At 47.5% G+C, this 13,238-nt stretch carries 11 protein-coding genes; 4 read left to right on the top strand and 7 right to left on the bottom strand.

The genetic code is table 11. The annotated features are described in order from the left end of the window. Positions 1-130: 130 nt before the first annotated feature. Entirely contained in the window at positions 131-259 is a 129-nt protein-coding gene (locus ANT_RS18000) for a hypothetical protein (protein ID WP_269447640.1), read from the top strand. A gap of 234 nt (positions 260-493) precedes the next feature. On the opposite strand, the gene nadE is transcribed toward ANT_RS18000, so the two are convergent. The 5 genes from nadE to ANT_RS10005 are packed head-to-tail and all read right to left on the bottom strand — an operon-like array spanning position 494 to position 6,807. Further along, the gene (gene nadE, locus ANT_RS10025) at positions 494-1,465 is read right to left on the bottom strand and encodes an NAD(+) synthase (RefSeq protein ID WP_013560402.1); all 972 of its coding nucleotides are present in this window, start codon (positions 1,463-1,465) and stop codon (positions 494-496) included. Next, positions 1,462-3,444 (bottom strand): asparagine synthase (glutamine-hydrolyzing), encoded by a 1,983-nt coding sequence (gene asnB / locus ANT_RS10020; protein WP_013560401.1) that lies wholly within the window; start codon positions 3,442-3,444, stop codon positions 1,462-1,464. Before asnB ends, nadE begins: the two co-directional genes overlap by 4 nt. Before the next feature lie 3 nt (positions 3,445-3,447). Further along, positions 3,448-4,938: a class I adenylate-forming enzyme family protein gene (locus ANT_RS10015; protein WP_013560400.1), complete on the bottom strand. Its 1,491-nt coding sequence runs from the start codon at positions 4,936-4,938 to the stop codon at positions 3,448-3,450. Between the two features lie 18 nt (positions 4,939-4,956). Continuing rightward, positions 4,957-5,220: an acyl carrier protein gene (locus tag ANT_RS10010; RefSeq protein WP_013560399.1), complete on the bottom strand. Its 264-nt coding sequence runs from the start codon at positions 5,218-5,220 to the stop codon at positions 4,957-4,959. Positions 5,221-5,262: 42 nt separating this feature from the next. Beyond that, entirely contained in the window at positions 5,263-6,807 is a 1,545-nt protein-coding gene (locus tag ANT_RS10005) for a class I adenylate-forming enzyme family protein (RefSeq protein ID WP_013560398.1), read from the bottom strand. A gap of 188 nt (positions 6,808-6,995) precedes the next feature. Between ANT_RS10005 and ANT_RS10000 the strand changes: the two genes are divergently transcribed. Then, positions 6,996-7,556, top strand: a complete 561-nt coding sequence (locus tag ANT_RS10000; protein ID WP_013560397.1) for a D-glycero-alpha-D-manno-heptose-1,7-bisphosphate 7-phosphatase — start codon at positions 6,996-6,998, stop codon at positions 7,554-7,556. Here the strand turns inward: ANT_RS10000 and ANT_RS09995 are convergent. Together ANT_RS09995 and ANT_RS09990 are read right to left on the bottom strand one after the other, a co-directional pair. Next, positions 7,553-8,527 carry a GHMP family kinase ATP-binding protein gene (locus ANT_RS09995; RefSeq protein ID WP_013560396.1) on the bottom strand — a complete coding sequence of 325 codons (975 nt, stop codon included), beginning with the start codon at positions 8,525-8,527 and terminating at the stop codon, positions 7,553-7,555. The two genes, ANT_RS10000 and ANT_RS09995, sit on opposite strands and share 4 nt — an antisense overlap. Before the next feature lie 40 nt (positions 8,528-8,567). Next, on the bottom strand, positions 8,568-10,076 hold the full coding sequence (locus ANT_RS09990; protein WP_013560395.1) for a sugar transferase: 1,509 nt from the start codon (positions 10,074-10,076) through the stop codon (positions 8,568-8,570). Positions 10,077-10,541: 465 nt separating this feature from the next. Here ANT_RS09990 and uvrB point away from each other — a divergent pair, with 465 nt between their 5' ends. Then, entirely contained in the window at positions 10,542-12,590 is a 2,049-nt protein-coding gene (uvrB, locus tag ANT_RS09985) for an excinuclease ABC subunit UvrB (RefSeq protein WP_081460234.1), read from the top strand. Between the two features lie 111 nt (positions 12,591-12,701). Continuing rightward, complete coding sequence (locus ANT_RS09980; protein WP_013560393.1) at positions 12,702-13,199, top strand: hypothetical protein; 498 nt, start codon at positions 12,702-12,704, stop codon at positions 13,197-13,199. Positions 13,200-13,238: the final 39 nt, after the last annotated feature.

The following is a 13,238-nucleotide window of genomic DNA, read 5'->3' as shown; positions in this document are numbered from 1 at the left end:
TACCTGTACATCATAATGCGTGACGAGGCGGGCAATCAATCGGGTGGGCATCCAGGAGGTTAACTTTTCGGAAGAACCTACATTCCCGATATTGAAAACCAGAAAATTTTCATCTTTCCAGAAGAGGTACATGCGGGTACCAATACTATGCACAAGCCTTGGACTGGCGTGCTGGAAAGCAAGCGTCGAATTCATCACCTCGCGGGGGATGGGGAAACTGGCTTTTTGGGGTGTGGACCATCCTTCAGGGGTGGTGTAAGCGTAATAGACCCCTGACCTGGGATCTGCCCAAAAAACATGTAAATCTCCATTTGCATCTGCGCCTAAAATGGGATTCAAACTTTCTCCGGATTTTGAGATGTTTTGAGGCGTATCCCAGCGATTCGTGCGGCTTTGAGCGAACACAGGAGCAGAGGCTGGAATCCATTCAATGGAGAAGAACAAAAAAAGGAGAGTAAAAAGGGAGATCAAACGTTTTAGAAACATCATTTTTCTACTCAAGATGGACAGGATGAGCACGTAGGTACTGGGTGGCGCGTTTCTTTCTTTCAATATCGGCGATAACGCGTTGCACCTGTTCTTCGGTCAATTCGGCGGCTTCTGCAATTTCTTTTGTGGGGATTTGTTTTTCATATCCCAGCCAGATTAAATCGAGCAAGTGAAAAGGAATGCGATAGAAAAATTCTTCCTGGGTGCTGCCAGCCGGGTAGGTGTCGGTGGTGGGAGTGCGCTCTTGAATAGCTTTGGGAATCTCGAGGTAACGAGCCAATTGATAAACCTGGGTTTTGTAGAGATGCGCAATGGGATTGACATCGGCGCCCCCATCTCCATACTTGACGAAAAACCCTAAATCATGTTCATTTTTATTGGGTGTTCCAATCACAGCGTAATTCCGCAGTTCTGCGTGGTAATAAAGCATTGCCATGCGGGTTCTTTGTTTAAAATTGGAGGCGGCAACGATTTGAGCATATTCTTGCAGGGGTAAACGTCGGTTCAATTCAGTTCCATCGGGCTTAATCACGGTGAGTGAAAAGATATTCAGACGGTCTTCTTCCAGCAGATTGCCAGGTAGAACAATTTTTGATTTCCAGGAGGGTTCAAACTCCGGGAAAACTCTCCGCACAGCCTCATCTCTGCGACGGTAACAACCAAATCCTTCCAGCGCAGAAGAAATATCTTCGGTGACAGTTTGCACACCATATTGTTCCGCAAGAAGATGAGCTAGTTCTGCACTCTCAGGGCTGGATTCTTTCTCCGGTAAGAGAATGCCTACCACGCGCTGGGCGCCAAATGCATGCACTGCAAGAGCTAAAACCACCGAAGAGTCAATCCCGCCTGAAATTCCAACGACTGCGCCTTGCTTACGCAACCGGTGAAGAACTTCTTCTCTCAAAAACCGGGTGATTCTTTCAACTTCTTGTTGAGCATCAAGTTCCAGTGCCTGACGGGTAAATACTTGGTTCATAAGTGAGTCCCTTCTGAGTTTCTTCGCACAATTTTTAATGGGATGGATAACGTGCTGTCGCTTTTGGGGCAGGGAAAATTCTGAACAAATTGTCTGTATACGAGTTGGGTGGACAGGATTCCTGCAATAGCCATGTCTTCCAATTCACTGAGAAAAGCACCATGAAGAGCCTTTTGGAATAACTGATGGACTGCCAATGGATTGAACAAACTGGTTTCTTCCAGGTAGTCGGGAGAGATGACCTCTGCGATGTACTCGGGAGGATGAGAATGGAAAAAACTTTTATGGATGGGAGCGCGGTAAGGCTTTTTTCTTCGCTTCCAGATTTCTTCAGGCAGGAGTTCTCGGGCAATTTGTCTCAAAATCCATTTCTCAGTGAGCCCATACAGTTTCCAATTTGAAGGTAACTTACTGGCAAATTCCACCACCCGATAATCCAGGAAAGGAAATCTTCCTTCCACAGAGTGTGCCATGGCAACTCGATCTCCCTGTGAGGAAAGCAAGTACGAGGAGAGGAAGGTAATGATTTCCAGATATTGTGCCTGGGAAAGTGCATTCCAGGACCTGAAATGCTCAGGAATTGGCAGGCTCTGGGCTAACTCTTCCCATGAAGTGTTGGGTTGTGGTTGAAGAAATCGCAGAAGCCTGATGCCATTTTTCCAGCGAATCATATGGGAATAAAAAGGTGAGGAGGTAGAAAGCAAATCCATCTTAAAGAATGCAGTGAAGAAGTTCCTTGCCGAGTCCGAAAGGCCAGCAATTTCCGGGTAGAGCGTGTCCAGTAAACGAGGACGCAACTTGGATTCTGGATCTCGTGCCCAGAATCGTCGAATGAGCATTTCTTTGAAGATGTCATATCCGCCAAACAGTTCATCGGCTCCTTCTCCAGTCATCACCACCTTGAAACCGTGTTGATGTACAAGGTTGGAAAGCAGATACATAGGCACGGGGGCAGTCCGCAGGATAGGAGTTTCTGTATGCCAGATGACCTCCGGAAAAGTCCTTCCAATATCCTCATAGGTGGTGTGTACCATGTGATGACGAGTTCCCAGAGTATCTGCCATTTTTTGTTGAAAAGCACTTTCATCGTACTCTGCATCAGAAAAAGCGATGGAGAAGGTTTCCAAACGGCTTTGGGAATATTTCTGAATCAGAGCGGTGGTGAGAGAAGAGTCCAGTCCACCAGACAAATACGCTCCAACGGGCACGTCTGCCCGCAAGCGAATCAGAGTTGCATCGAGGAGTAGACGTTTTAACTCTTCCAATCCTGCGCGAAGAGAGAATGATGGCTCAAGACCGTTCGAAAAATCCAGTTGCCAGTAGGGGTGCAATTCGATTTTTTCATTCTGGTAAGTTAAGAAATGACCTGGTGGAATTTGGAAGATATTCGAAAAAGTCGAGAGGGGAGATTGTACACTCCAGAACACAAACGTTTGTATGAGAGCCTCCCGATTGATTTCTGCACGGATACCCGGGTATGCCAGGATACTTTTGATTTCTGAACCAAACAAAAAGCCGAGGGGTGCTTGAGTGTAATACAAAGGTCGAATACCCAATCGATCTCTTGCTAAAAACAGCCGTTGTTTGTTTTCATCCCAAATGGCGAGAGCAAATTGCCCATTAAGGTGTTTCAGACAATCCACCCCATATTCCTCATAGAGATGAAGGATGACCTCTGTATCGGTACGTGTGGTGAAAGTATGTCCTAAGGCTTGTAAACGCGCCCGCAACTCGGGATAATTGAAGATCTCTCCGTTGTACACAATCCACAGAGTCTGGTCTTCGTTTGAGATTGGTTGTTGTCCTCCACTCAGGTCAATAATGCTCAAACGAGCGCTCCCCAGGCCTACCGGACCGTTCAGATACAAGCCAAACTCGTCCGGTCCTCGATGTCGAAGCATGGAGACCATCCCTAGCAGGTCTTCCTGCTGGACGGAGGTTTGGCGTTCTTTTGATATGATCCCGGCAATACCACACATGGATTAAGAGCCTCTTTGAATAACTTGCTTGCGCAACTCTGTCTTTACCACTTTTCCGTGTGCATTAACGGGCAGGGCAGGAACAAAGAAAACCTCTTTGGGCACCATGTAATGTGGTAATCGCTTGGCGCAGTGGGCTAGAATATCTTTTTCTGTTAAAACGGCGCCATCTCGCAGTACGACAAAGGCAACGATGGCTTCTCCGCGAACGATGTCGGGTTCACCGATGACGGCAGCAGCCACCAGTTCAGGGATTTCAATTAATGCGGCTTCTACCTGCTGACTTGAAACCCGGTAACCATAAGTCTTGATAAAATCGGCTTTTCGATCTACTACGTAAATGAAACCGTCTTCATCTATGGTGGCTAAATCACCAGTTTTCAACTCACCATTGATAAATTTTTCGGCGGTCGCTTCCGGGTCATTCCAGTACCCTGGACAGATATTTTCTCCTCTCGCGTAAATTTCTCCCACTTCATTAGGCTTTACAGGTTCTCCTTCCTCGTTCAATACACTTAATGTCACCCCTGGAATTCCTTTTCCAATAGAACCAATTTTTTGGGGTAATAATTCGGGAGGCAAGTAAGATAACCGTGCTGTGGCTTCTGTCTGTCCATACATGACAAAAACTTTTGCGTGAGGTACAGCATGCACCAGTTCTTCAATCAAGATGTTCTGTAATTTTCCGCCGGCTTGCTGAAGTTTACGCAGGTGTGTCCAGGAACGTTTGGGAAAACTGGAATTCCTCAGAAGAGTCTGATAAATCGAAGGTACACCAGCAAACCCGGTACATTGGGTGGCTTCCATGAGATCCAGAACAGTTTCCGGATAGGTGAAAGTCCCGCCGAAAACCAGAGAGGCCCCCACGCGCAAGTGGGTGTGGAGCAGCGAAGTTCCAAAGCAATAGTAGAACGGAAGAACTGCCATCATCCGTTCTGAAGAGTCCAGTTCCAGATAGGCAATGATCGAATTGGTGTTCGCCTGAATATTTCGGTGAGTGACCCGCACGGCTCGGGGACGTGCAGTAGTACCTGATGTGGACATCAGCGCAGCATCTTGATCCAGGTCAAAATCAGGATCAGGTTCATCCCAAACAGGAGAGGATTCATCATGATGAAGAACATCTTCAAATAGGGTACCGATACGCCCATTCAACGAAGCCAGGAATTTTGGGTATAACCGTTGTTCCGAAAGGATAACTCGACATCCCGTAAATTCAATGAAACGTTGTATTTCCTCAGGGGTATGAGTGGTGGCGAGGGGAACAGCAATAGCGCCCTGTTTCAAAATCGCCAGGTAGGAACATACCCAGAATAAGGAATTTGAGCCCAGAATGGCAACCCGATCTCCCACCTGCACGTCACATCGCCGTAACGCTCCGAGGATACGTGCGCTTCCTGTATGAACTTCGCCATATGTATACTGATGATTGGGAGAAATCAGGGCTATGGCGTCATCTTTCCCATTTTGTAACAGATAATCAGCAGTGTTCATTTTTGCCTCTGGTTGTACCTATTGGTTAAGCATCAGGGTTTGTTTCTTACGGATATAAGACGCCAACTGCGTGACGGAGTCAAAATTTTCTGGAATGATTTCTGCGTCCTCGACTTTGATGCCGAATTTTTCCTCGACAAACATCACAATTTCAAGCACATTCATCGAGTCCACAATGCCGTTTTCCAGAAACGAAGCATCATCTGGATAGGGAAATCCATTAGAGGAAAACAGAATGTTTTGAGCGATGTATGTTCGAATAAGATCTTCTATTGAATTCATGAGGGCCTCCTGAAATGTAATTTGAGTTTAGGAACAAGAAATTTAGATAGTTGAAGGTGTACTTTCCTTAAGTACCTTCTTGTTGATCTTTCCACTGTCTGTTTTGGGCAAATTTGTTACTAAATGAACTTCTCTGGGGACTTTGAAGGACTCAAGATGCGCAATACAATACTGGATGACGTCATTCCGCGTTAAGTGAGGGCTTTGAGAGACAATGTACACCTCGATTGCCTCTCCTAAGATGGGGTCGGGCACGCCGATTGCGGCAACCTCACACACTTCTGGAATCTGAGAAATGACCCTTTCAATTTCCAGAGGGGCAACCTTTTCCCCGCCACTTTTGATAACATCGTCTTTCCGAGCAATAAAGTAGAAATACCCTTCTTCGTCGCAGGTAAAAAGGTCGCCGGTATAGCAGACTCGTTCGTTAGGTAAGGGTCCTGGCCGAAAACGCTCAGCGGTGGCTTGCGCCTCTGCCCAGTACCCACGCATGACATGACGTCCGCGAACTACCAACTCTCCTACCTCTCCAGGGGGCAAGCGATGTCCACTGTCATCTTCGATCCAAACTTCGGTACCTGGAATGGGAATGCCTACCGATTGGGGGCGGATGCTCAACTGCTCTGGGGGGAGGTAAAGGGTGCGCTTTGTCTCGGTAAGCTCGTACATTGAGTAAAATCTGACCCATGGGAACCTCTGTTGAATTTGCTGGATATGTTTTACCGATAATGCTGCGGCGGTGTTTGTCATATAGCGAATGCTGGAAAGGTCATAAGGACTTAAATCCATTTGCAGTAAGGTGGCATAAATAGTAGGGACGCCGGGGAATCCCGTAACTCGTTCTCTCTGAATTTTTTCCAGAATTACAGCGGGGAAAGCAAAATTTTTCTCCAGGACCAGAGTGCCCCCAAATTTGAATACCATAAGCAATTGGTATAGACCGTAATCGAAGGAAAGAGGTAAAAAATTGATGACAATGTCTTCCGGAGTATTTTCCAGATAAGAGATGATCGAATCGGTGGCGAAATCTACGTTGCTATGGTCCGACATGACCCCTTTGGGCTCTCCAGTACTGCCCGAGGTGTAGATAATGGTAGCGAGGTCAAGGTCAATGCAGGGGATATGGCGAGGGTGGGGGGCGAAACCGAGCAGATCATGGAATCTGTGCCAACCTTCAAGTTCAAAATTGGGGGTAGTCTGGGAAGGCACTTGAATCAAGATTGGAGGGCGATATTTGTCCAGCGGAAAAGTTGGGAGATCGCTGGGTTTGGAACCGGCGAAAAGCGCTTTGGCTTCGGTTTCCTGGAGGATATATGCAACTTTTTCCAGTGGAGTTGAAGGGTGAAGCACACTGAAAACCCCACCTGCTTTCAGAACACCAAAGATGGTGATAACGGTTTCGGCTGTGTTGGGGAGGTGAAGAATTGCGCGGTCTCCCCGGCGAAAGCCTGAAGAAATCAAAGAATTAGCAATTCGGTTGGCTTTATCGTTTATCTCTGAATAAGTGAGTCTTTGAGAACCACAAATCAGGGCTGTTTTTTCCGGAAACCGATTTGCGCTTCTCTCAAGATACTGGTGAACTAACATACCCTTTGTCTTTCACGATAAAGACTTACTCCGGGCGTGCTCCGCCCTTTCGACATTCTTTTTGTCGAACCACGTTTCTTGTTATGACGCTGGGGGAAAGTCTTTCCTTTCCGGGAATGGCTTTCCCTTTGTTTTGAGAGCCCCGACGTTATCTTGTCAGTTGTGTTCTTTTATGCTACAGTGTGGGCATGAACGCGGCAATTTTTCTTGACCGTGATGGGGTGATTATCGAAAACCGCGACCAATACGTTCTGGGCTGGGAGGATGTGGCGTTTATCCCTGAAGCCCTGGAGGCGTTGCGAAACATTTGCAACTCTCCATTTCGAATCGTACTGGTTACCAATCAGTCTGCGGTGGGGCGCGGATTGATCACCCTGGAAACGGCTTTGGAGATTAACCGGCGTGTGGTTGAGCATGTGCAGGCAGCAGGGGGACGCATTGATGGCACGTGGATTTGCCCCCACTCCCCGGAAGAGAACTGTTCCTGCCGAAAACCTAAACCAGGATTGCTGTTGCAAGCCGCCAGTGCCATGAATTTGAATTTGTCGCATTCTTTCATGGTAGGGGATGCCTTGAGTGACCTTCAGGCGGGATGGGCGGCTGGGGTTCGCGAGGCCATTCTGGTGCGCACCGGCAGAGGAACGCATCAATCCCGATTGCCTCAAGTGGCTGATTTGCCTCCTTTCCACACATTCGATACTCTGGCAGAAGCGTTGATTCATATTTGTTCCCAGGTGTCTTGTTCTTAACGACGGTAATTGAAAATCACTTTACTGCCATCCGGTTCAAGTTGAAAAGGCAGTTCCTTCATGTTGCTCAGTGCTTTGCGCACGGCTTCCCTTTTCTCATAAGGGCAGTAGAGCAAAAGGAATCCGCCTCCTCCAGCACCGGCAATTTTCCCGCCCAATGCTCCTGCTGAACGGGCGGCTTGGTATGCCTCTTCAATCATCCCATTGCTGATGCCGCTGGCTAATTGTTTCTTCAACAGCCAGCTTTCGTGTAAAAGATTTCCAAGCACATCAACGTTTCCGCGAAGAAGTTCTTGATGTGCCGTTTTTGCCATGTCCTTCATTTCGCGCAAAATTGTCAGGCGTTGTTGAATGTTTTGTTGTTGCTCGCTCAAGATGGAATCCGCCTGGCGGGTCACACCGGTGAAAAAGATGAGTAAACTCTCGTTCAAACGACGTTTGAGTGCCGGCTCTAAAACCACCGGGTGGACGTGGATAGAGCCGTCTCGTTTGAACTCGATGAAACGGAGTCCACCAAAGGCCGAAATATATTGATCCTGGACGCCAATGGGTTTCTTAAGGCGCTCAATCTCGATTTCACAGGCTTCTCTGGCAAGGCGGCTGGCAGGGACGTTTTCATTCAGGAAGGTGTACATGGCATGAAGCGCCCCAACAGTCACGGCACTGGATGACCCCAATCCCGACCCGGCAGGGATATCTCCCATGGTGGTGATTTCAACCCCTTTCTTAATCCCGGTCAGTTTCAGGGCTTCGCGAATCAGTTCGTGTTGAATTTCATCAACCTGATCAACCATTTCGGTGCGGGTATACCCGATGCGTAATTTATCGTCATAGCGTTGTTTGATGACCACAAAGATGTACTTATCAATGGCTGTAGAAAGAACACAACCTTCTTCCTGCAGGTAATAGTCAGGGAAATCCGTGCCGCCCCCAAAGAAACTGATACGAAGTGGAGATTGAACGATAATCACAAAGCCCTCTCTTACGTCCCATTAACTTACTGCGAACAGATCAATATGCCCCTTTGCGACTGAGCACGGCGGGAATCGTTCTGAAGAGAATTTGCAAATCCAGCCAGATGCTCCAGTTGCGGATGTAATACATGTCCATTTGAACACGCTGATCATAGGAAACATCAGAGCGCCCACTCACCTGCCATAAGCCGGTAATTCCCGGCTTTACTGTGAGCAAGTTCATCCCGTGTTCCTGGTACTTCTCCATTTCTTCTGGCGAAATCATTCTGGGACCGACCAGAGACATTTCTCCTTTCAAAACGTTGAGAATCTGGGGTAATTCATCCAAACTGGTTTTTCGCAGAAACCTTCCTACGCGGGTTACACGCGGGTCGTTTTTCAACTTGTGTTCCCGAGCCAGTTGTTCTTTCAACTCTGGATAGGCATCCAGAATCGCATCTCCGTTGACGTACATTGTGCGAAACTTAAATGCATCAAAGGTATGCCCGTTTACCCCCATGACCCGGCGGCGATGGAAAACCGGACCTTTGGAGTCCATGGCGATGCATAGCGCAATTACCAGACCAACAGGAAAAATGAATGGTAAGAGAATCGCGGAAAGCCCGAAGTCCAGAAGGAATTTCAGGGCTTGATCCCAGCCTGTCAGCCGGATTTTATTGACTTTTACAAGAGGTACTGAAGCGATTTCCTGAACCTGAAGCCCGGTGGTAATGATTTCGTAGACTCCGGATGAAAGACGTAGATTGACTCCCTCAGCAATCCCGAATAATTTGAAGAGAGCCACCACTTCCTGGGCGCTAACCGCGCTTGAGGTGACAATGATTTCCTCGACATTTTTTTCATAAACGATTTTTTCAATTTCTTTCAAATCTCCCAGGATGTTTTCATCCGGAACTGCTCTTGAAGAAGAGGAAGGACAAGCAATATAGCCTGCGACATTCAAACCAGAGGTATCGGCGGACTTAAATTGAGTGGCCAGAAGCTGGGCTTCAGCGTTTGTTCCTACAATGACAGCATTGCTGGTAAACATACCATGCTTGCGTAAAAAATATACCAGGCGCCGAAGCAGAAAACGTGCTGTGAACGAGAAAAGGAAAACAAATATCCAGGTGAGGAGTAACCAACCACGTGCGAGGATAAATTCCGGGATGAGAAAATTGGCAGTAATGATGAGAAACATGGAAATCGTTGTGGCGTTGAACAGCAACGAGTACTCCTTTGTGCCTCCTAGCAGATTGGGTCTGGAATACAAACCGTGCAAGGCAAAGATTCCCAACCAGAGAGGAAGCAAAATAATGCCTAAAGAGAGGTAAAAATGCAGGGATACGCTTTCCTCCATGCTGTAAAAGATGGGTAATTTGAGTTCAAAACGAATGAGGTAAGCCACCAGAAAACCCAGAGAAATCGTGATGGCGTCTAGCAAAATCAGGGCTATTTTGAGCCCAGTCCATTGATATTTCTGGCGGGGTGTAGAAATATTGTGGAGGATACGAAATTGAAGTTTGGGAGGTGCTACCATCCCGTTTTTTTGGGTCGTAGAAGCCACTAACGCCCTCCTGAGTTCTTTGCGAACTCCCAGACTCTCTGTTCAAATTTCTGTGGGCTTAATGGATGTGATTTATGCATCGGAACATAACGAAAAAGCCCACTGACTGGTGTCAAGTGGACGGTTTCGCCATTGGCTCGTCGAGGTCTTTGCCCAGAATTTCGAGCAAGCGACCAGTTTACAGACCTCGAGTCATCGCCTCCACTTTTTCAAAACTGTGTGTGAGTTTGAAAAAGAAAAAAGTTGATACAATTACCTCACGATTGAATCATAATCTCCGCCAAATGAAAAGTCAATATGCCCATTGGTGGGTTGGGGAAAGTGTTACTAAAATGCAACTTTTAATCAAAGGATGTTTTTACAACTTTCAGTATGGTTTGTTAACCCCAGAAAGACTGGTTGACGACTTTCCGTTATGCCTATACAATAGAACAGACTTTCTGAATTCAGAAGGCGGTTAAGGAGATTGAGATGGACTTTAAACTTCATGCTCCATTCCAGCCTATGGGCGATCAACCTGAGGCGATTGAAAAACTTGTGGAGGGAATTCGTCAGGGAATGCGCCATCAGGTTCTTCTGGGAGCTACCGGAACGGGTAAAACTTTTACCATGGCAAATATTATTGCCCGGCTGAATATGCCGGCGCTGGTCATTGCACATAACAAAACGCTGGCGGCACAGTTGTACGCGGAATTTAAGGAGTTTTTCCCCGAAAATGCAGTAGAGTACTTTGTCTCTTACTACGATTACTATCAGCCTGAAGCCTATGTCCCTCAAAGAGACCTTTACATTGAAAAAGATGCGGATATCAATGAAGAAATCGAGCGTTTGCGTCTTTCTGCAACCACAGCCTTGATGACCCGGCGGGATGTTATCATTGTGGCTTCTGTTTCTTGCATCTACGGTTTGGGCAGTCCGGAAGAATATGGGAAGAAAGCAGTTACTCTGGAAGTAGGACATATCTACCGCCGTAACGCTTTGCTGAGGATACTGGTGGAAAGCCAGTACCAGCGGAATGATGTGGAACTGCGCCCCGGCGTATTCCGCGTGCGGGGGGAGACCTTAGAAGTTTTTCCCGCTTATGAAGAACGTCGTGCTTACCGTATTCAATTTTTCGGGGATGAGGTTGAACGAATTCTGGAATTCAACCCCTTAACCGGTGAGGTGTACGGTCAGCCCGCGCAAATTTCTATCTTTCCTGCAAAGCACTATGTCACCAAAGAAGAGTCTCTGGAAAAAGCCATTCAGGATATTGAAGAAGAACTTCAGGAGCGGATAGCCTTCTTCAAGTCTCAGGGCAAACTGCTTGAAGCACAGCGAATTGAACAGAGAACGCTGTATGATTTGGAGATGCTCCGCGAGGTGGGATATTGTTCCGGCATTGAAAATTACTCCCGGCACCTGGATCAACGTCCTCCCGGCTCACCTCCCTGGACCCTGATTGATTACCTTCCTAGTGAATATTTGCTCTTCATTGACGAATCTCACATGTCCATTCCTCAGATTCGAGGAATGTATAACGGAGATCGTTCTCGAAAGCAGGTTCTGGTGGATTACGGCTTCCGTCTTCCCTCTGCGCTGGATAACCGTCCGCTGAAGTTTGATGAATTTGAACAACACATGGGCTATGTGATTTATACCTCTGCCACCCCGGGTCCTTATGAAATGGCAAGAGCCGAACAGGTTGTGGAACAAATCATTCGCCCTACAGGGTTAGTGGACCCCGAGGTTGAAGTTCGTCCCACCACAGGACAGATTGATGATTTGATTCACGAGATTCGTATGAGGATTGAGGTAGGCGAGCGCGTTTTGGTTACCACGTTAACAAAACGCATGGCAGAAGATCTCTCGGAATATCTTATGGAATTGGGAATCAAAGTCCATTACCTGCATTCTGAGGTGGAGACTCTGGAGCGGGTAGGAATTCTACGGGATCTTCGCCTGGGGGTGTTTGATGTGGTGGTGGGAATTAATCTCCTCCGTGAAGGGTTGGATTTGCCTGAGGTTTCGCTAGTGGCTATTCTGGATGCTGACAAAGAGGGCTTTTTACGCTCGGCTACGGCTTTGATTCAAACCATCGGGCGCGCCGCTCGCAATGTCCATGGGAAGGTGATCATGTATGCCGATTATATTACCGATGCCATGCGGATGGCGATTGACGAGACTAATCGCAGACGTGCTAAGCAGATGGCTTATAACGAGAAGATGGGGATCATCCCTGTCAGCATTCAGAAAGCTGTTCATGATATTACTCAACAAATGGGTGTTCAACCCCAAATGGTTGCAGAAAAAGGAGGATCATATCGTACAGGTAAATCGCATGGGCTGGCGCGCCATGAACTCCAGCGGATGATTCAGGAATTGGAGAAGCAAATGAAAGAAGCGGCGCGCAATTTAGAATTTGAACGAGCCGCCGCGCTGAGAGATGAAATGTTTGAACTTAAAGCCCTACTGGTGGAAGAATCAGATTTAACTCCTCTTCAGCGTGTGCGTTTGCTTACGGGAGAAGAATAAATTCGCAATTTCTTCAAAACGACTTCATAAGTTCTTCAAAACTGTTTTGTATGATAAGTCCAGATCCACAGGAAAACACTTTCCTGAAATTTCTAAGATCTGGAGGTAAACATGAAAAAGAGTTTTTGGATCACCTTGAGTGTCCTGATGCTGGTTGGGGTTTTTGCTCTCGTCGGTGTCTCGGTTGTGAATGCCCAGAGCGTTACGCCCCCTGCTCCGGGTACGGGAACGCCCGGTTTATATCGGGAAACCATGCAGGAATACATGCACGCTGCTCTGGCTGAACAGTTGGGCATTTCCGTGGAGGATTTGGAAGCCCGCCTTGCTGACGGACAAACCGTTTATCAAATTGCGCTGGAAAAAGGTCTTTCTGTAGAGGAGTTTCGCACCTTGATGCTCAACGCTCGCAACACTGCGTTGGAGAACATGGTGAAAGATGGCGTCATCACTCAGGAGCAAGCCGATTGGATGAAGACGCGTGGGTTTGGGCGCAATGGGCGTGCTGGCCTGAATAATGGCGGTTGCCCGATGATGGGACAAGGCTTGGGTGCCCGGCAAAATGGTGGAGGTTTTCGCCAGGGACGGGGCATGATGGGAGGCAACTGGTAATCCAGAAGCCATAAAAAGCAGTGGCGGGGTTTTTTCTGA

Origin of the sequence: Anaerolinea thermophila UNI-1 (assembly GCF_000199675.1) — a bacterium.
Taxonomy (GTDB): domain Bacteria; phylum Chloroflexota; class Anaerolineae; order Anaerolineales; family Anaerolineaceae; genus Anaerolinea; species Anaerolinea thermophila.
Note: the sequence above shows the minus strand (reverse complement) of the source record. Positions and strands in the feature narration are given on the sequence as shown.

Coding starts and splice junctions, on each gene's coding strand:
- ANT_RS18000 (WP_269447640.1), top strand. CDS start 131: ATGCGGGTACCAATACTATGCACAAGCCTTGGACTGGCGTGCTGGAAA.
- ANT_RS09980 (WP_013560393.1), top strand. CDS start 12,702: ATGAAAAAGAGTTTTTGGATCACCTTGAGTGTCCTGATGCTGGTTGGG.
- ANT_RS10000 (WP_013560397.1), top strand. CDS start 6,996: ATGAACGCGGCAATTTTTCTTGACCGTGATGGGGTGATTATCGAAAAC.
- nadE (WP_013560402.1), bottom strand. CDS start 1,465: ATGAACCAAGTATTTACCCGTCAGGCACTGGAACTTGATGCTCAACAA.
- ANT_RS10010 (WP_013560399.1), bottom strand. CDS start 5,220: ATGAATTCAATAGAAGATCTTATTCGAACATACATCGCTCAAAACATT.
- asnB (WP_013560401.1), bottom strand. CDS start 3,444: ATGTGTGGTATTGCCGGGATCATATCAAAAGAACGCCAAACCTCCGTC.
- ANT_RS10015 (WP_013560400.1), bottom strand. CDS start 4,938: ATGAACACTGCTGATTATCTGTTACAAAATGGGAAAGATGACGCCATA.
- ANT_RS10005 (WP_013560398.1), bottom strand. CDS start 6,807: ATGTTAGTTCACCAGTATCTTGAGAGAAGCGCAAATCGGTTTCCGGAA.